This is a genomic window from Aliidiomarina quisquiliarum (genome assembly GCF_023922585.1).
In the GTDB taxonomy this organism is placed as follows: Bacteria; Pseudomonadota; Gammaproteobacteria; order Enterobacterales; family Alteromonadaceae; genus Aliidiomarina; species Aliidiomarina quisquiliarum.
Genome location: NZ_JAMFTN010000053.1, coordinates 39,554 through 58,507, shown reverse-complemented (window position 1 = coordinate 58,507; position 18,954 = coordinate 39,554). Strand labels below are relative to the sequence as shown.

Here is an 18,954-nt window from a genome sequence, read left to right as displayed (position 1 = left end):
TTACAAAAAACGACCCATGTCTGCTGCTGAATCAAGCATGCGGTTAGCAAAACCCCATTCGTTGTCGCACCAGCTTAATATTTTAACCAGTCGTTTATGGCTTACTCGCGTTTGCGTGCCGTCAATAATGCATGAGCGTGGGTCGTGATTAAAGTCAGCCGACACCAAGGGTGCTTCCATATAGCCTAAAATACCACGCAACGAACCTGCTGCCGCACTGACTAAGGCAGCGTTAACACTTTCAATGGTTACGTCGGTGTCTAATGTAACACTCAAGTCCATCGCCGTTACGTTGGTGGTTGGCACTCGCACTGCTATCGCTTCAAAACGGCCTGCAAACTTTGGCAAAATACGTTCAATACCCCTAGCTAAGCGGGTGTCTACAGGAATAATAGACTGCGACGCAGCTCGCGACAGGCGTAAATTGTCATGATAACTGTCGATCACTTGTTGGTCATTCATAACCGAGTGAATAGTGGTAATAGTACCGCTGTCCACACCGAAGGCTTCGTCGAGGGCCTGAATAACCGGTACAATACAGTTCGTGGTGCATGAGCCGTTAGACACCACATGGTGGCTAGCTAACAACTTTTTTTCGTTCACGCCCTGAATTAATGTTAGGTCTACGTCAGCCGATGCCGGGTGCGATAATAATACTCGTTTAGCGCCTGCGTCTAGGTGCAATTGTGCGTCTGCTCGAGTGTCGGCCGTGCCGGTACAGTCCAGCACCACGTCGACATTTAATTCACCCCAAGGCAACGCCAGGGCATTGGCCTCATGCAGCACGGGTATCACTTTGCCAGCCACCACAATAGCAGCCTCTTGCGCGCTTACGTCAAAAGCGAAACGGCCATGGGTACTGTCGTACTTTAGCAAGTGTGCCATGCCTTCTGTGGCGGCTAATTCGTTAATAGCCACCACTTCAAACTCGGCGGTGCGGTTCGACTCGTGCAGCGCACGCAGCACGCTTCGACCAATGCGACCGAAGCCATGTATTGCAATACGTATTGGGCGTTGACTCATTTATACCGTGCCCGCCAATGCCACTAGATTTTCTACCGTAAAGCCAAAGTGCTTAAAAAGCTCATCGGCCGGTGCTGATTCACCAAAAGTGGTCATGCCCAACACTTTACCGTCGAGCCCTACGTACTTATGCCAGAAGTCGGCAGTAGCAGCTTCAATGGCCACTCGACGGCGCACTGCTTTTGGTAGTACGGCTTCTTGGTAGTCTTGATCTTGGCTATCAAACACACAGGTGGAAGGCATTGATACTACCCGAACTTTTTCGCCTTTGGCACTTAGCTGCTCTGCCGCGGCCATAGCCAATTCAACTTCCGACCCGGTTGCGATAAGAATTAAACTAGGTGTTTCAGCGCTATCTTTTAATATGTAACCACCGCGGCGCACATTTTCGAGTTGCTCAGGCGTACGTGCCATTTGCGGTAAGCCCTGGCGAGTGAAAATAAGTGACGATGGGCCGTCGGTGCGTTCTACCGCGGCTTGCCAAGCAACTGCAGATTCAACTTGGTCACAGGGGCGCCAGGTTTGCATATTCGGCGTGGCACGTAAGCTGGCTAATTGCTCTACCGGCTGGTGGGTTGGCCCGTCTTCGCCTAAGCCGATAGAGTCGTGGGTATACACATACATAACCGGCAGCTTCATTAATGCCGACATACGCACCGCATTCCGTGCATATTCCATAAACATTAAGAAAGTAGCACCATAAGGGCGGAAGCCGCCATGTAGCATTAGGCCATTCATAATAGCCGACATACCAAATTCACGTACGCCATAGAATATATAGTTACCACTGGCATTGTCGCTGGTAATTGCTTTTGAGTTTTTCCACAAGGTTAAGTTTGAACCAGCTAAGTCGGCCGAGCCACCTAAGAGCTCTGGCAACATGGGTCCAATTACATTCAATGCGTCTTGCGATGCTTTTCGGGTGGCTACATTGGCAGGGTTAGCTTGTAGTTCTTCAATCCATTTGTCGCTGTCGGCACGCCAGTTTGCTGGTAGTTCTCCAGCCATACGGCGTTCAAATTCAGCAGCTAATTCTGGGTATGCGGTTTTATAGCTAGCAAACAAACTATTCCACTGTTCTTCTTGCTTCGCGCCGGCAGCTTTTGCCGACCAAGCGTTCAAAACGTCGTTGGGTATTTCAAATGCAGGATGCTCCCAACCCAATTGTTTGCGGGCTAAAGCAATTTCGTCGTCGCCTAAGGGTGCTCCATGGCTTGTTTCAGAGCCTTGTTTGTTCGGTGAACCAAAGCCAATAATGGTTTTACAGCAAATTAATGTGGGCCGGGTAGTTTCAGCACGGGCAGCTTCTATGGCTTGCTTCACTGCGTCGGCGTCATGGCCGTCAACGTTAGCAATAACATGCCAGCCGTAGCTTTCAAACCGTTGAACGGTGTCGTCGGTAAACCAACCTTGCACGTTGCCGTCGATAGAAATGCCATTGTCGTCATAAAATGCTATCAGTTTTCCTAAACCTAAAGTACCGGCGAGTGAGCACACTTCATGGGAGATGCCTTCCATTAAGCAGCCATCGCCAAGGAAGGTGTAGGTGTAGTGATCAACAATATCGAAAGTGTCACGGTTAAACTGCGCAGCCAATGACTTTTCAGCGAGTGCCATACCTACTGCGTTAGCTATACCTTGGCCAAGCGGCCCGGTGGTGGTTTCAACGCCTGGGGTATAACCTAATTCTGGGTGCCCTGGTGTTTTAGAGTTCAGTTGGCGAAACGCTTTTAAGTCGTCAATGGATAAGTCATAACCGGTTAAATGCAGTAATGAATAAATTAGCATTGAGCCGTGGCCATTGGATAACACAAAGCGGTCGCGGTTTAGCCAGTCGGGGTTCATGGGGTTGTGCACCAGGTAATCACGCCATAATACTTCAGCGATGTCAGCCATGCCCATTGGGGCGCCTGGGTGACCTGATTTAGCTTGTTGGACAGCGTCCATACTTAAAGCTCGAATTGCGTTAGCAAGGTGGCGACGATCAGGCATGCAAAACTCCTTGATTGATAAACAGAATATGAGCCGTACTAACGTTCATATTTGAGGCAGGCTCAGTCATGCGCGGTATTGTCTTATATTCCCAGCCTAGGCGCAAACCTAGTCATGACTATTACTTGCTCAAAGCACCATTTCCTAGAAAAGATGTTTAGACTTTTAGATGGCTAACTGTGGATTTTACAGCTCGTTTCATGTACCCTTTTACCAATTAAATACGTATCAGTTGTTGTTGCATGTGTTTCAGCAATTATCATCGCATTAGCTAAATAGAAAACGGACTACTTATGACACGCCATGTATTCACTTCAGAATCAGTTTCTGAAGGACACCCAGATAAAATTGCCGACCAAATTTCCGACGCTGTGCTCGACGCTATTTTAGCGGAAGATCCAAAAGCACGTGTTGCCTGCGAAACCTATGTAAAAACTGGCATGGTGCTCGTTGGTGGTGAAATTAACACCACCGCCTGGGTAGACATTGAAAAAATCACCCGCGACACGGTCCGTAACATTGGCTACACCCATTCCGACATGGGCTTTGATGGCGCTAGCTGCGCAGTATTGAACGCCATTGGTAAACAGTCGCCCGACATTAACCAAGGCGTTGACCGCGGCGCCCCTGCTGACCAAGGCGCAGGTGACCAGGGTTTAATGTTTGGCTATGCCAGCGACGAAACCGACGTACTTATGCCGGCACCTATTGTGTATGCCCACAAGCTTGTAGAGCGCCAAGCTGAAGTACGCCGTACCGAACTTGACTGGATGCGCCCCGACGCCAAAAGCCAGCTAACCTTTGTTTATGAAAACGGGGTACCGGTAGCCATTGACGCGGTAGTTCTTTCTACCCAACACCGCGAAGACATTAGCTTAAGCGAGCTACGCGACGCGGTAATGGAAACTATTATTAAACCCGTGCTACCTGCACAGTGGTTACATAAAGACACTAAGTTTCATATTAACCCAACGGGCCGCTTTGTAATTGGTGGTCCTATGGGCGACTGTGGCTTAACCGGTCGTAAAATCATGGTAGATACCTACGGTGGTATGGCTCGCCATGGTGGCGGTGCATTCTCGGGCAAAGACCCTTCAAAAGTAGACCGTAGTGCTGCTTATGCGGGGCGTTATGTGGCTAAAAACTTAGTCGCCGCAGGCCTAGCGAAGCGCTGTGAATTACAAGTTTCGTATGCCATTGGTGTGGCCGAGCCTACTTCTATTAGCATTGAAACTTTTGGTACCAGTGCCCACAGCAACGAAACTTTAGTGAAACTAGTGCGTAAACACTTCGACTTACGCCCTTACGGCTTAATTCAAATGCTTGACTTAGAACGCCCTATTTATCAAGCAACGGCTGCTTATGGTCACTTTGGTAGAAATGAATTTCCATGGGAACAAACCGATAAAGCAGACTTACTAAGAAATTCGGTGTAATTGTGCGTACGCCGCGTATTTATCAGGCTGCGTCTATTGCCGTAGGTACTGAAGTTGAACTAAGCGATGACGCGGCCAACCACGTTGGTCGCGTGTTACGTTTGCGTGAAGGTGCTGAATTAACTTTATTTTGTGGCGATAACCATGAGTACCAGGCCACTATTATTAGCGCCAGCAAGAAAAACGTTCGGGTGAAAATTGCCCTTAGCCACCTAAATAACGTGGAGTCGCCACTTGCTATTCATCTTGCTCAAGGAATTTCGCGTGGCGAACGCATGGACTTTGTACTGCAAAAGTCGGTGGAGCTTGGGGTAACGTCGATTACCCCATTATTTACCGAGCGCTGCACGGTGAAGTTACAAGGGGAGCGGTTAACGAAAAAGCAAGAGCAGTGGCAGCGTATTGTTATTAGCGCGTGCGAACAGAGTGGGCGCAATTATGTGCCCGAAGTGCGTCCTGCTTTAACCTTAACCGAGTGGCTAGCACAGGCACCGCTTGGCCAGCGATTAATGCTAGAGCCTACCGCAGCCGATTCGCTGGCAACATTAAAACCGAATACGGCGTTCGAAATTCTGATTGGCCCTGAGGGTGGTTTTAGCGACCAAGAAGTGTCACTCTGTCATTTGCACCAATGCCAAGGTATACAAATGGGACCGCGCATTTTACGCACAGAAACGGCTGCACTTGCAGCTATAACCGCGCTACAATGCCAGTTCGGAGATCTTGCTGGCTAGTTTCGAATTCAGTGTTTTTAAGGAGTAATTATGACACGTGTTGGTTTCGTTATGGACCCTATTGCTGACATTAAACCGCATAAAGACACCAGTTTCCGCTTAGCTTTAGAAGCTCAGGCTCGCGGTCATGAAGTGCTTTATTTCGAATTAGCTGACCTTTTTATTGACGGTAGCGTGCCTTATGGCTCTGCACGCACGTTACGGGTAACAGACCGCAGCGAAAATTTTTATGAGTTAGGCGAGCGCCAGCTTATGAAACTAGGCGATGTTGATATTATCATTATGCGTAAAGACCCTCCTTTTGATATGGAGTTTGTTTACGCCACCCATATTCTAGATTTAGCCCAGCGCGACGGCGCCCTAGTAGCTAACCGCCCTGCAAGCCTGCGCGACTGCGGTGAAAAGCTATATACCGCTTGGTTTCCAGACCTTATCCCTGGCATGTTAGTAACCCGCAGTGCTGAACAAATTCGAGCCTTTCATAAGAAATATCAAGATATTATTATTAAGCCGCTCGACGGTATGGGCGGCGCTTCTATATTTCGCGTCGACAGCGCGGGTAATAACTTAGGCGTAATCATAGAAACCCTAACCAACCACGGTGAAACCTACACCATGGTGCAAGAATACTTGCCGGCAATTAAAGACGGCGATAAGCGCATTCTGATTATTAATGGTGAAGCTGCTCCTTATGCCTTAGCTCGCATTCCTTCTGCGGGCGAAACTCGCGGCAATATAGCCGCAGGTGGTACAGGCCGGCCACAGCCATTAAGCGACACCGATTGGGCAATAGCCCGTGCAATTGGCCCTACCTTAAAAGAAAAAGGCTTATATTTAGTAGGCTTAGACGTAATCGGTGACCGAGTAACAGAAATAAACGTAACCAGCCCAACCTGCATGCGTGAAATTGAAGACACCTATAACATTAATATTGCTGGCGACTTATTTGATGCATTAGAAAATGAATTGGCAAAAAAACATGGATAGTCTACAAAATAACTTTTTAATTGCCATGCCAAGCCTTAAAGACCCATTTTTTGAGCGCTCGGTTACTTATATATGTGAGCATAACGAAGAAGGCGCTATGGGGCTGGTGATAAACCAGCCTTTGGACATTACTTTAGCTGGACTACTGAAACAAGTAGACGTGGCAGTAACCAATACCAACTTGGAAAACATTCAGGTGTTTGCTGGTGGCCCTGTAGGTACTGACCGTGGTTTCGTTTTACACTCGCCACAAGAAGGATGGCGCAGCAGCCTTCAGCTGAGTGACGACGTAATGGTGACCACTTCAAAAGACATTTTAGACTCTTTGGGCTCGGACCGCGCCCCAGCTCGTTATTTGCTTGCCCTTGGCTTCGCTGGTTGGGAAGCTGGTCAGCTTGAAGAAGAGCTAGCTGAGAACAGCTGGTTAACTATTCCTGCCGACACCGACGTATTATTTAACACCCCAAGCAGTGAACGCTGGGAAAAAGCCACTGCCAAACTAGGTATTGATGTTTGGCAATTAAGCAGCGATGTAGGCCGTGCCTAGTTCTCCTAAACGTACCACCACCATATTAGCTTTTGACTTTGGGCTGAGAAGTATTGGTGTCGCCGTGGGCCAAAGCCTTACCCAAAGTGCTTCGCCTTTAGCCGCTTTAAAAGCAAAAGACGGCCAACCCAACTGGGACACCACAGCACAGTTATTAGCAACCTGGCAGCCCACCTTATGTGTGGTTGGTTTACCACTTAATATGGACGGTAGTGAGCAGGAACTAACCCAGCTAGCGCGTAAATTTGCCAATCGCCTGCATGGTCGCTATGGCGTGCAAGTGGAACTTCAAGACGAGCGCTTAACTACCGTAAGTGCAAAAGAAGAATTATTTGCTGAGCGCGGTTACCGTGGTTTAACAAAAGACAAAATAGACAGTGTGTCGGCCTGCTTAATTGCCGAAGACTATTTAAACTTACACAGCCAATAAGTTGGCGTGTATTAAAACTTTAGTTATAGTGTCGTTAGTGAGCACTATAGCCTGCAAGCACTATTTGAAGGGGAGGGGACAACCTTGTTCAGACAAGAAGAGCCGTTTCGTGTTACGGGGAATACAATTATATTGATTGACGATAACAAAGAGTTATTGTTGGTTACCCCTGATCGGTTTCAAAATATTCTAGTGAATCGCTACGGCGTTGAATTAACCGACTGGTTACCTGAGCGTCGGCCAGGTGTGAAAAATGTGTTTTTGCATGAATTATTTAAGCGTGAAAAGCTTTATTTTTTCGTTAACGCTGGCGGCACGGAATATCAAATCGACTTAAAGTTCGCTGATAATCCTATAAGTGAAGTGAAATTCTAAGTTATGTGGCGGCAGGCACGTTTGGCCTATCCAGCGTCCTTGCTGCTTTATTTTCTGCTTGCAACATTAACAACTTTTAGCCCTATAGCTTCTGCGCAACAAATTCTTTTCCAACGTGAACACAAGCCATTACTAGCCCAGTATGACTTCCATTACCAATGGCTTGATCACCAAAACCAACAAAGAACCCTGCTTTTTAGTCTTGATGAGCCCAAAACCCACGAGTCTATTGCTTATTTTAGGCCCTTAAGCCCCCAACAGATAAATCGAGCTCTGCTGAAACCACTAGCTTTCTTTGCCCGCGAACAAGGTTGGTATCAAATGGAAATTCGGCTTAATAGCTATCGCGACATAATAAAATACCAGCCCCACCTACGAGATGCACAAGCAGCTCAAGTGCGTATTAACCGCATGCGTGAACAAGAGCACATAGAACGACAAAAAGTGCTACAGGAGAACTTTCTTACTTTCTTAACTATGCCGCCAAACCAATTCGGTATTGCCCCTGATCACGCTCGTATTGCCATTGCTAATACAGCACTATTAACGCCCGTTGCCAGCTCCTTTTTAGACAGTTTAAGTGGTGCTTCTGTGCGTGAATACATAAGTATAATCACCAGCTTTGTTCAGGCCATACCTTATAACGACTTAACCCGTCGGCTTGATAGTGGTGGTAAGGGCTTTCATACTCCTGCTCGACTTCTTTTAGAGAACCAGGGTGATTGCGACAGTAAAGTTACTTTATTGGCTGCTATTTTGAAGGGCCTCATGCCAAATATGAATATGGCGGTGGTTTATTTACCAAACCACGCCCTGCTGGCGCTTACCATAAATGCACAAGCACAAGACATAACCATTGAACATAATGGTATGCACTATGTAGTGGTTGATCCCACCGGGCCGGCGCCGCTAGGTGTTGGCCAACTAAGCAGCAGCAACGCATTACATGTTATAAATGGTAATATAACCATAAAAACAATTTAGTCGGGGTTGTTTCACACTAGCCATTTAACCAGCAGTAATTGCTAGTTAGACAAAACATCTCAGTCGTTTTTTGCTAAAGTAGCAAGCTTATGCCTTGTCATTGGGGCGCATTCAAAAGCGTTATAGAGGTCACATACATGGCTCGTTTAAAAAATAAAGTAGTTATCATTACCGGTGCCGCTCAGGGCATGGGCGCGGCTCATGCACGCTTATTTATTGCTGAAGGCGCACGCGTGGTGCTTACCGACTTAAATGAAGAAAAGGGCAGCGCACTAGCCACCGAGTTAGGCGAGAATGCGTTGTTTATTCAACAAAACGTAACTAATGAAAAAGATTGGGCACGGGTAATCAGCACTACTGAGCAACACTTCGGTGCTGTTAATGTATTGGTTAACAATGCTGGCATTACAATGGTTTCGTCTATTCAAAACACATCTTTAGAGGCCTACCGCCGTATTTTAGACATTAATCAGGTCTCGGTTTTCCTTGGAATGAAGGCGATTTTACCGTCAATGAAAAAAGCGCAAGGTGGTTCTATTGTGAACGTATCGTCTATTAACGGCTTAGTAGGTGGCGCTATTGGTTATACAGACTCTAAATTTGCTGTGCGTGGCATGACCAAAGCGGCCGCGTTAGAATATGCTGCATTCAATATACGGGTAAACTCGGTGCACCCTGGCGTTATTGAAACACCTATGATTATGCAAGGCGACACCAAAGCAGCGGTGGAAGCTTTTGCTAAAACAATTCCACTAAAGCGAATGGCAAAACCAGAAGAAGTGTCTAGCTTGGTACTCTACTTAGCCTCAGACGATTCGAGCTATTCAACAGGCGCCGAATTTGTTGTCGACGGTGGCATTACCTGCCAATAAGCTTACCAACCTAAAGCCAAGTGAGCCCGGGGCCAATACAGTATTTATGTTTAATTACCAACCACCACAAACTCCGTGGTTGTCTATTTTGTATCAAGACGACGATATTTTGGTACTCAATAAACAGCCTGGCTTATTAACAGTGCCGGGCAAAGCGCCTGAGCATTTCGATAGCATTATTTGGCGGGTACAGCGCGCCTTACCTACTGCACGCATTGTGCATCGGCTTGATATGGCAACGTCGGGCATATTGCTTATGGCGTTGCACAAACCTGCTCAGGGTAACCTTGGTAAGCAGTTTGAACGGCGTTTGGTTGATAAGAATTACCAAGCCGTGGTGTACGGCAATGTAACCACAGATGCGGGCGAAATTAATTTACCCCTGCGGTGCGACTGGCCTAACCGGCCTAAGCAAATGGTTGATCACGACAGCGGCAAAGCCGCACAAACCTTTTATACTGTTATGGATCGTGGCCCAACCTGGACTCGGGTTGAGCTAACCCCAATTACCGGCCGTTCGCACCAACTACGGGTACACATGTTGGCCTTGGGCCACCCTATTCAAGGCGACCGTTTGTATGGCCAACCCCATGCGGTTAGCCAAGCCAGCCGCTTGCAGCTACACGCTAGTTACCTTGCCTTTGCGCACCCAATTAGCGGCTTACCCATGCAGTTTAATAGTTCACCTAGTTTTTAATACTTTTACTGCAGAACTATTAGGCGACGCCGATAACAAGGTTATGAACTATATAGCCCCGTTGATAATAATTGTTTACTGTATTTGGCCAAGCAATGCTAACGGCCAAACAAACGATTTCGACTATTATTTGCCACCCGGCGAAGTGCAGTGGGTGAATGATAGTGAACTGCCCGACCAACGTTACCTTTTGCTGCATAAGCAAAATCAACTTTCTTATGTGCGGGGCTTAATGGTACATATTCCTAACTGGGGTATGCATCCGTACCAAAGCGTTGTTATTCGTGAGCTATACCACACTATGCCCAGCTATGGTTGGCAAAGTTATGCACTACAACCACCTTATAGCGAGCTAGCTGCCGTGCCATGGCAAACCGACAATAACACCCCCTTTCCAACACCCATAAGCCAAGAAGCGCTTGCAGAGCTACGCCAGCCTTTGCAGCAACGGTTAACGCAAGCATTACAGCACCTAGAGCAACAACCAGGTTATAGAATTGTGGTGGCTGAAGGGGTGGTGGCCGCGTTTCTTATTCAACTTTATGCCACCGAAGCTATTCCTGCGCCCGATGCATTAGTAGTTGTAGGCCCCTATTTGCCACAATGGCACTTAAATAACGCCCTAGCGGCACAATTAGCTAGCTTTTCATTCCCAGTTCTCGATCTACAACCTGCGAACGCTAGTGCATGGAGCTCAAGCACCGCCGCAGACCGCGTTAAACAAGCTCGGCGCTTGCAACACCCTGCTTATCGCCAGCGATTTTTGCCCCATGCCGTTACTTCAGGCCAAGCACTACAGCTGCATCAATATGTATATGGCTGGCTTGCTTATGAAGGGTTTTAACGGGATGTATTCGACTCGGCCCGGCTGTTGCGAATAAGTGCATAAGCCGCCTGAATTTCTTGTGCCCGTCGCGTTGTGTTAGCTAGCATTTCTTCAGGTAAGCCTTGTGCGGCAAGTTTATCCGGGTGGTGTTCACTCATTAACTTACGGTAAGCTATTTTCAGTTCCTGATCGGTTACCTTAGGCTCAATACCTAGCACACTGTAAGCCGACAGAATATGCTTGTCTGCACTTAATACGGTAGCGCGGCGTTGGTTGTATTTTACAAAGCGATCGAACTGTTGCTGGGCCGATTCCATTAGCAGCCAACGGTCAAGTTCAAATCGGGTAAAACCAAGTGTAGTGGCTACTTGCAGTAATAATTCATAAGCGTCTTTGGTTAGCGGCTGGGCTCGAATTAATAGCGCTATGAGCTGTAACATAAACGATTGCAGTACCGCCCTGCGGTTATGATAGTCACGACGAAATTGAGTTAATGTAGCAACCAGAGGGAAGTGACTACTTTTGCCTTCACGAAAGGCATCGCGCGCTTCGTCTAAAGCACTACCAGACAATTCAAGCTCATTCATAAGCTGCTGGGCTTCGGCAATGTCTTGTTCGCTAATACGGCCTTTTGCTTTAGCTATATGCCCATGTGCAGCAAACAGCGCATAAAAAAATGTCGCCTCTTTTGGCGCTTCGGATGTTCCGCTAAATAAACTGCTAAAGCCCCCATGCCCGGCTAAGGGTTTGCCGTATTTCCAGTCAAACCAGTAGCCAATAACAAAACCTAAAACAGCACCGGCAACTTTACCAAAAATAAAACCAAACGCTGTGCCAAGTACCCGCCCCCACATTATTCAACCCCCTGCAAATATTGGTTTAATGCATGTAAACGGTCGGGCGTGCCTACGTCTGTCCAAAACCCTTTAAAGTGCCGCCCGGTTAACTGTCCGTTGCTAATGGCTTGCTCGAACAAAGGCCGTAGTGCTAAACGCTCTGCTGGGTAACCTGAAAATAATTGTGGGTGTAAAACACTAATTCCACTAAAAGTAAGCGGTGAACCTTGCGTAACCACTTTGTTATTTAAGTCGAGGCTGAAGTCGCCCCGCTTATGGTGTGCTGGGTTATCAACCAATACCAGATGTCCTAATGGATCGGAAGTAGCCAAGTTATCTTTGCTTAGTGTTTTGGGCAACTCATAAAAATCAAAGTTGGTCCATATATCGCCATTAATTACCCAAAATGGCTCATCCCCTAGTAGGGGCAAAGCTTGAATAATGCCTCCGGCAGTTTCTAGCCCCCCAGCTGGTTCCGGCGACCAGCACACCTGCAGCCCCCACTGAGCACCATTACCAATAGCCGCTTCTAGCTTGGCGCCTAGCCATGCGGTATTTATAACCACATGGGTAATGCCAGCCTGAGCAAGCTTTTCTAGGTGCCAAACCACCAGCGGTTTACCACCCGCTTTTAATAATGGCTTGGGCGTTGTGTCGGTGAGTGGCCGCATTCGTTCGCCCCGGCCTGCGGCCAAAATCATTGCTTTCATAAAGCCGACAATATCCGCTTTTCTACCCAGCGCCCGTACTCCCGCAATTCATCGTAGTAAACGGCTACTTGCGCTATATAGCTTACGGTTTGTGGTATGTCGTTTAAATAGCCGGCTTTACCGTCGCGGTGGTACAAGCGAGCAAAAATGCCGCTAGCTTTGGTGTGGCGTTGCAAGCCCATTAAGTCGAACCAGCGCCGAAAGTGAATAAAGCTTACCGACTCAGCAAGCAATTTTTGCTCAATAAACAAGTCGTAGGCATAACCTAGTAAACCCTCAACAAAATCATTGGGCCACTGTACATAACAGTCTCGAAGTAACGACACCAAGTCGTAGGTTATTGGCCCACGCACAGCATCTTGAAAATCAATGAGGGCTAAGCTGTCGTCGCTACGCACCATAATGTTACGAGAATGATAGTCGCGATGAACCCCAACCTGGGGCTGCCGCAACGCATTGTCATTCATTACTCTGGTAAAATTAGCCCACATTACACGCTCATCAGGGGTTAACTCGATACCCAAATGCTTATTCAACAACCAATCCACAAACAGGTTGTTTTCTCGTTCCAGCAAAGCACTATCATAATTTGGTATAGGCCCAAGCCGCGTGCTCTGAACACTCATTATTTGCGGTAGTAAGTCAATGGCTTGAATATACCTATCATAGGCGGCGCAATCTGTTTGCAATAGTAAAGTGTCACCTAGATCTTCCAGCAACATGACCCCTAGTTCTTCCTCAACCGCAATCACGGTGGGCACCGACAAACCAGCGTTGGCATAGGCCAATGCCACTGAATGAAACGGTTCTAACGACTCTGGCGGCGGTGCATCTACTAATACTTCCGTCATATCGGAAGTAGGTGAGCTAACACGATAATAGCGGCGAAAACTTGCGTCGCCAGCTAAAATTTTTATTTTTGGCTCGGTTAACGTGCTTTTTGCACGCAGCCAAGCCTGTAGTTCTAACTCTCGTTGTGGCTTGCTCACAGCGTTCTCCTTACATTTTGGTTATATTAGCAAATAGCGTTATCAAATAGCAGGAAGATGAATTTTCCTTTATCATTAGCGCCTATTAAAAGTCCTAAGAGAATTCGAACTGTTCATGTTAATTCGGCCGCGCCTCATTTCCGTTATTTTTGCTTCCTGCTTGGCCCTCGGCCAAGCAATTGGAGCCGAGGCCAAAAACCATGCGGGAAACGCTTATGTTATTCCCCAACAATGCCAAATAATGCCTAGCTGGCTGCCAAATATAGACGACTTCCTTATTTCAGAAAACCCAGACTTAATTGAAGTAGAAGCAGACTTTGTGCAGTTAAAAGAAAATAACTTTGCCATTTTTTCTGGCAATGTGGCGTTACGCCAAGAAAACCAATGGTTAATTACAAATAATGCCGAAATGAATCAGTCTACTGGTATTTTGCGGGCCTACAACGGTATTCGCTACGGTGACGGCTACGTGGCAATTCGGGCAAATGAAATTAATGCAAACATGAATGACTCCAGCGCCGAAGTGGGCGCTGCTGAGTATTTGCTTTTGCAAAACTCAGCCTATGGCACCGCTGGTTTTATTAACATTTCTGCGCCCCAGGGCCAACGCAGCGTAAGCCTTGGTAATAGTACCTTTACCACCTGCCCAGGCAACCGTCCTGCTTGGCAAATTCGTGCTGAAAGCATTACCGTTAATGAGCAAGAATCGTGGGGCACCGCCAAAAACGCCCAATTTCGTATTTTCGACGTGCCAATTCTATATGTCCCACACTTTACATTTCCGTTAACCGATGAACGTAAAAGCGGCCTACTTTACCCCGTGGTTCGCAGTACTTCGCGTAATGGTTTAGAAGTAGAAGCACCTTGGTATTTTAATATTGCGCCTGATCGAGACGCCACTATCACGCCTCGTTACACCAGTAAACGTGGCATTATGCTGATGGGTGAATATCGGCAACTAACCGAGCGCCACAACTTTCAACTTAATGGTGAATACCTAAATGGCGACCGTAATATTGATTCACGCCCGAACCGACATTTTTTACGTATCGAGAACAAATCTGAGCTAAGCAACCATTGGTCAAGTTATGTGGAGTTTATGCAAGTAAGCGACAGTAGCTATATCAACGACTTTAATAGTGACTTTGCCAACCGTGCCGACGCTCATTTATACCGCCAAGGGCAAATAAATTACCATGACGAATCAAGCCACCTGCAAGTGCAGGTAGAAGACTTCCAAATGCTTGGACCTTACACTCAACCATATCGCACCTTGCCGCGTGTAAGCTATAAGCAACAAAAAAGCATTAATTCTTTACTTGACTACAACTTGTTTTCTGAGTTTACTCACTTCCGCAGCGTTGAAAATGGTAGCTCTCATACATCGCGTTTACACCTTGAGCCAACCATAGGCATGCATTTACAACGCCCTGGCTGGGACTGGAAAACCGAATTAAGCTACCTTGTCACTCACTACGAACAAAATAACATTGCTGGTACCAACGTTGGTTCTATTACCCGTTTGCTCCCACAGGTACGTACCCGTGCTCGTTTACATTTAGAGCGCAGCTTCGGCAAAAACAACGGCTTGCAAACGTTAACTCCGCAAATTCAATATTTATATGTGCCATATCGTAACCAAAATGATATCGGTATTTATGACACCAGCTTAATTCAAGACGATTACCACGGTTTATTTAGACCCCGCCGCTTTGCGGGCCTAGACCGTATTGCCGACGCGCACCAAATTATCATTGGAGCTTCAACGGGTATTTTTGATGCCGCCGCCGAGGAACTTATGCGGATCAGCTTGGGTCAAATTTTCTATCTCGACGAAAGTAAAACTCAACTTTTCGATGACAGCAGTAGAATTACCGCGAGTAACTCGGAATTGGCAGGCGAGTTAGACTTCCGAGTTAGTGAACACTGGTTTTTTAGTGGTGCCTTGCAGTACGATACCACCTTGCAAATTGCACGAAAGGCGCGGTTAGCCGCCGAGTACCGTAAAGGCAATGATAACTTAATTCAGTTAAACTATAGAAAAGTACGCGGTTTAGCTGGCACTGAGCAACAAAATTTAGAACAGCAAGTTGAACAGGTAGGTCTTGTATCTTCATGGCACATTGATTCAGACTGGGCTTTAGCTGCCCACTTGTATCAAGACGTACGCCGTGGCACAACCATGGACGCCTTAGTTGGCCTTCAATACGAAAGCTGCTGCTGGTCTATTAGAGTAAGTGCCTATCGTAGAATGAATCGTAGTTTCGAGCTTGTGGCACCAAATGCACCTGTACCACCTGCAGAATTTGACAACGGTGTAAGCATTCAATTCATGCTTACTGGTTTAGGTGGCGGGTCACAGCGCTTAACTGACATGCTTCAACAAAGTATCTTCGGCTATCGTCGTCCGTTTTATTTAAGTAATTAGTGGAATTTATATGAATCGTTTGAAAGTTTATTTTACCGGCTTAGTACTTGCTCTTATGGTAAGTAACGCCGCAGCACAAGAACTCGACCGTATCGCAATTGTAGTTAACAGTGGAGTGGTACTTGAAAGTGAAGTGCAGGCACTAATTACCCAAGTAAAACAAAACTTGGAAAAAGAGCACCGTACACCGCCAAGTGATTCGGCCCTACGTATTCAAGTAACCGAACGCCTTATTACCGAAGCTTTACAGCTGGAAATGGCCAACCGCATGGGTTTCGTTATTAGCGACGCCGAGCTTGACCAAGCCATTCGGGGTATTGCTGCAGAAAACAATATGACGACAGAAAACTTACGCACACAGGTTGAGCGCAGCGGCCAAGCATGGAGCAGTTATCGCGAAGACATTCGCAAGCAAATTGTTACTTCCGAGGTACAACGCATATCGGTGCAGCGCCGTATATACATGAGCCCGCAAGAAATAGACATGCTGGTTCAACTTATTAAAGAGCAAGGTGGCTCGCAAACTGAATATCAAATGGGACACATTCTTGCTCGTATTCAAGACGCCGACGGCAACCTTGATGTAGAAGCAAGCCGCATACAAGCCGAGCAAGTTGTTCAGGAGCTGAATAGTGGTGCTAACTTCCGCGACTTGTCGGTGTCTGTTTCTAGTGCTTCAAATGCCCTTGAAGGGGGCGACATGGGTTGGTTAACACTAAATTCAATGCCTACTTTGTTTGCTTCGGCAGTTGAAAGCAACGCTCACAAAGGAGCTATTGTGGGCCCACTACGCAGCGGTATCGGCTTCCATGTTTTGCAAGTACATGATGTACGAGGGCTAGAGCAAGCGGAAGTGGAAGAGGTTCGTGCCCGCCATATTCTCATTCGTCCTTCAGTAATTCTTTCTGAAGCAAAAGTGCAACAACAGCTAGAAAATATTCGCCAGCAACTGATCAACGGCAGCGCCAGCTTTGCTGAGCTGGCAAGTGAATATTCAGCAGATGTTGGCTCAGCACGCAACGGTGGCGAATTAGGCTTTGCTGTTTCTAGCATGTATGTGCCCGAATTTAAACGCCAAGTAGATACTTTAGAAATTGGTCGCGTTAGTGAGCCATTCCGCACCGAACATGGCTGGCATATTGTTGAAGTTTTAGAACGCCGAGTGCAAGATGTCACCGATCAACGCTTAGTAGAACGCGCTCGCCAACTGTTATTTAGCAGGAAATATCAAGAAGAGTTAGATATTTGGCTACAAGAAACCCGCGATAGCGCTTATATTGAGTTTAAAGATTAATGACACAACGTATTGCCATAACACCCGGCGAGCCGGCAGGTATAGGGCCCGACCTTATTATTAGTTTGGCCCAGCAAAATTGGCCTGCTGAGCTGGTTGTTTTTGCCGACCGTAATTTAATGTTAGAGCGGGCTAATATGCTAGGTTTGCCACTTACCTTGGTAGACTACAACCCTAGCACCGCTGCCCAGGCACAAGCAGCTGGAACACTAACGTTGCAGCATATTCCATTACAGGCGCCTGTTGTGGCGGGCCAATTAAACGAAGCTAACAGCACTTATGTGGTGGCTACCTTAACTGCAGCAAGTGCGGCCAACTTAAATGGCGAACTAGACGCCATTGTAACTGGCCCGGTTCACAAAGGCATTATTAACCAAGCTGGGGTCGCCTTTAGCGGCCATACCGAATTTTTTGCCCAGCAAGCCGGTTGCAGCGATGTAGTTATGATGCTTGCTACCGAAGGCTTAAGGGTGGCACTGGTTACCACTCATATTCCTTTAGCTTGTGTGTCTAAAGCAATTACCCGAGAACGCTTAGTTAAAGTAATCGACATTTTGCATCACGACCTACAAGCTAAGTTTGGTATTGCCCAGCCGCGTATTTTAGTCTGTGGGCTAAACCCGCATGCTGGTGAAAGTGGTCATTTAGGCTACGAAGAAATTGATACCATAACGCCAACACTTGAAGTACTAAAACAACAGCGTGGTTACCAACTTATTGGTCCATTACCCGCGGATACAATCTTCCAGCCTAAATTTTTAGCGAATGCAGACGTAGTGCTGGCAATGTACCATGACCAAGGGTTACCAGTATTAAAATATAAAGGTTTTGGTAATGCGGTAAACATTACTTTAGGGTTGCCTTTTATTCGCACCTCTGTTGACCATGGCACCGCGCTAGACCTTGCTGGTACTGGCAAAGCCGACACTGGTAGCTTCCGCATTGCAATTTCTCAAGCACTAACCATGGCAGTAAATACTACTTATGAGTAAGTCTATGCTCGGGCATCGTGCTCGCAAACGTTTCGGTCAGAACTTTCTCAACGATGAGCAAGTAATTCATGACATTGTGGCCGCTATTGGCCCACTTCCTAAGCAAAATCTAGTTGAAATTGGCCCGGGTTTAGCTGCTTTAACAGCGCCCGTAGCCGAAATGAGTGGCCACTTGCATGTAATTGAGCTAGACCGAGACTTAGCCGCACGATTAGAAAACCACCCAACTTTAAGCTCTTTGCTTACAGTGCATCGTAGCGACGCGTTAAAGTTTAACTTCCATGCCTTAGCTGAGTCGCTCGGCGGTAAGTTACGGGTGTTTGGTAATCTACCTTACAATATTTCTACCCCGCTTATATTCCATTTATTGCAGTCGCTCGATGTAGTTGAAGATATGTACTTTATGCTGCAAAAGGAAGTGGTTGACCGCATGGCTGCAGGCCCTGGTAGCAAAACCTTTGGAAAGTTGTCTATTATGGTGCAACAGTGTGCTGAAGTAAGCCTAGTGCTTGATGTTCCGCCAGAAGCTTTTACACCTGCACCAAAGGTTAACTCGGCTGTCGTTCGACTAGCGCCTTATGCCAAGCCGCCGTATCCAGTACTTGATCGTGCAATGCTTAATAGTGTGTGCCATACGGCGTTTAATCAACGGCGCAAAACCCTACGCAACAATTTAAAAGAGTTAATGAACGACAGCCAAATTGAAGCTTTAGGACTAAACCCTTCGGCTCGCCCTGAAACTTTAAGCGTGTCCGACTTTGTAAATATTGCCAACTGGCTCACTGAAAACACAGACCAATAA

The 18,954-nt window shown here is 47.0% G+C and carries 19 protein-coding genes; 14 read left to right on the top strand and 5 right to left on the bottom strand.

All coding sequences use genetic code 11. From position 1 onward, the window contains the following. Positions 1–1,023, bottom strand: coding sequence for an erythrose-4-phosphate dehydrogenase (gene epd, locus M1L23_RS14405; RefSeq protein WP_252628135.1), 1,023 nt, complete (start codon positions 1,021–1,023; stop codon positions 1–3). After that, positions 1,024–3,015, bottom strand: a complete 1,992-nt coding sequence (gene tkt / locus M1L23_RS14400; protein ID WP_252628134.1) for a transketolase — start codon at positions 3,013–3,015, stop codon at positions 1,024–1,026. Positions 3,016–3,308: 293 nt separating this feature from the next. Here tkt and metK point away from each other — a divergent pair, with 293 nt between their 5' ends. The 10 genes from metK (at position 3,309) to M1L23_RS14350 (ending at position 10,921) form a co-directional block, all read left to right on the top strand. Continuing rightward, a complete protein-coding gene (metK, locus tag M1L23_RS14395) occupies positions 3,309–4,451 on the top strand; it encodes a methionine adenosyltransferase (RefSeq protein ID WP_252628133.1) in 1,143 nt (380 codons plus the stop codon). Between the two features lie 2 nt (positions 4,452–4,453). Then, complete coding sequence (locus M1L23_RS14390; protein WP_252628132.1) at positions 4,454–5,185, top strand: 16S rRNA (uracil(1498)-N(3))-methyltransferase; 732 nt, start codon at positions 4,454–4,456, stop codon at positions 5,183–5,185. Between the two features lie 30 nt (positions 5,186–5,215). Then, entirely contained in the window at positions 5,216–6,172 is a 957-nt protein-coding gene (gene gshB, locus M1L23_RS14385) for a glutathione synthase (RefSeq protein WP_252628131.1), read from the top strand. Next, entirely contained in the window at positions 6,165–6,719 is a 555-nt protein-coding gene (locus M1L23_RS14380; RefSeq protein WP_252628130.1) for a YqgE/AlgH family protein, read from the top strand. The genes gshB and M1L23_RS14380 overlap by 8 nt, the downstream gene beginning before the upstream one ends. Beyond that, the gene (ruvX, locus tag M1L23_RS14375) at positions 6,712–7,149 is read left to right on the top strand and encodes a Holliday junction resolvase RuvX (protein WP_252628129.1); all 438 of its coding nucleotides are present in this window, start codon (positions 6,712–6,714) and stop codon (positions 7,147–7,149) included. The genes M1L23_RS14380 and ruvX overlap by 8 nt, the downstream gene beginning before the upstream one ends. Before the next feature lie 84 nt (positions 7,150–7,233). Further along, positions 7,234–7,524: a hypothetical protein gene (locus tag M1L23_RS14370; RefSeq protein WP_252628128.1), complete on the top strand. Its 291-nt coding sequence runs from the start codon at positions 7,234–7,236 to the stop codon at positions 7,522–7,524. 3 nt (positions 7,525–7,527) lie between these two features. After that, complete coding sequence (locus M1L23_RS14365; RefSeq protein ID WP_252628127.1) at positions 7,528–8,508, top strand: hypothetical protein; 981 nt, start codon at positions 7,528–7,530, stop codon at positions 8,506–8,508. Between the two features lie 137 nt (positions 8,509–8,645). Continuing rightward, positions 8,646–9,380: a glucose 1-dehydrogenase gene (locus M1L23_RS14360; protein WP_252628126.1), complete on the top strand. Its 735-nt coding sequence runs from the start codon at positions 8,646–8,648 to the stop codon at positions 9,378–9,380. A gap of 46 nt (positions 9,381–9,426) precedes the next feature. After that, positions 9,427–10,077, top strand: coding sequence for a pseudouridine synthase (locus tag M1L23_RS14355; RefSeq protein ID WP_252628258.1), 651 nt, complete (start codon positions 9,427–9,429; stop codon positions 10,075–10,077). Then, positions 9,959–10,921, top strand: a complete 963-nt coding sequence (locus M1L23_RS14350; RefSeq protein WP_252628125.1) for a DUF3530 family protein — start codon at positions 9,959–9,961, stop codon at positions 10,919–10,921. Before M1L23_RS14355 ends, M1L23_RS14350 begins: the two co-directional genes overlap by 119 nt. On the opposite strand, the gene djlA is transcribed toward M1L23_RS14350, so the two are convergent. The 3 genes from djlA to M1L23_RS14335 are packed head-to-tail and all read right to left on the bottom strand — an operon-like array spanning position 10,918 to position 13,438. After that, on the bottom strand, positions 10,918–11,757 hold the full coding sequence (gene djlA, locus M1L23_RS14345) for a co-chaperone DjlA (RefSeq protein ID WP_252628124.1): 840 nt from the start codon (positions 11,755–11,757) through the stop codon (positions 10,918–10,920). The two genes, M1L23_RS14350 and djlA, sit on opposite strands and share 4 nt — an antisense overlap. Then, a complete protein-coding gene (gene murU, locus M1L23_RS14340; RefSeq protein ID WP_252628123.1) occupies positions 11,757–12,449 on the bottom strand; it encodes an N-acetylmuramate alpha-1-phosphate uridylyltransferase MurU in 693 nt (230 codons plus the stop codon). Before murU ends, djlA begins: the two co-directional genes overlap by 1 nt. Next, the gene (locus tag M1L23_RS14335; RefSeq protein WP_252628122.1) at positions 12,446–13,438 is read right to left on the bottom strand and encodes an aminoglycoside phosphotransferase family protein; all 993 of its coding nucleotides are present in this window, start codon (positions 13,436–13,438) and stop codon (positions 12,446–12,448) included. The genes murU and M1L23_RS14335 overlap by 4 nt, the downstream gene beginning before the upstream one ends. A gap of 115 nt (positions 13,439–13,553) precedes the next feature. On the opposite strand from M1L23_RS14335, the gene M1L23_RS14330 reads away from it, so the two are divergent. The 4 genes from M1L23_RS14330 to rsmA are packed head-to-tail and all read left to right on the top strand — an operon-like array spanning position 13,554 to position 18,954. Further along, positions 13,554–15,866: an LPS-assembly protein LptD gene (locus M1L23_RS14330; protein WP_252628121.1), complete on the top strand. Its 2,313-nt coding sequence runs from the start codon at positions 13,554–13,556 to the stop codon at positions 15,864–15,866. A gap of 10 nt (positions 15,867–15,876) precedes the next feature. Continuing rightward, positions 15,877–17,160: a peptidylprolyl isomerase SurA gene (surA, locus tag M1L23_RS14325; protein ID WP_252628120.1), complete on the top strand. Its 1,284-nt coding sequence runs from the start codon at positions 15,877–15,879 to the stop codon at positions 17,158–17,160. After that, the gene (pdxA, locus tag M1L23_RS14320) at positions 17,160–18,152 is read left to right on the top strand and encodes a 4-hydroxythreonine-4-phosphate dehydrogenase PdxA (protein WP_252628119.1); all 993 of its coding nucleotides are present in this window, start codon (positions 17,160–17,162) and stop codon (positions 18,150–18,152) included. The genes surA and pdxA overlap by 1 nt, the downstream gene beginning before the upstream one ends. Continuing rightward, on the top strand, positions 18,145–18,954 hold the full coding sequence (gene rsmA / locus M1L23_RS14315) for a 16S rRNA (adenine(1518)-N(6)/adenine(1519)-N(6))-dimethyltransferase RsmA (RefSeq protein ID WP_252628118.1): 810 nt from the start codon (positions 18,145–18,147) through the stop codon (positions 18,952–18,954). The genes pdxA and rsmA overlap by 8 nt, the downstream gene beginning before the upstream one ends.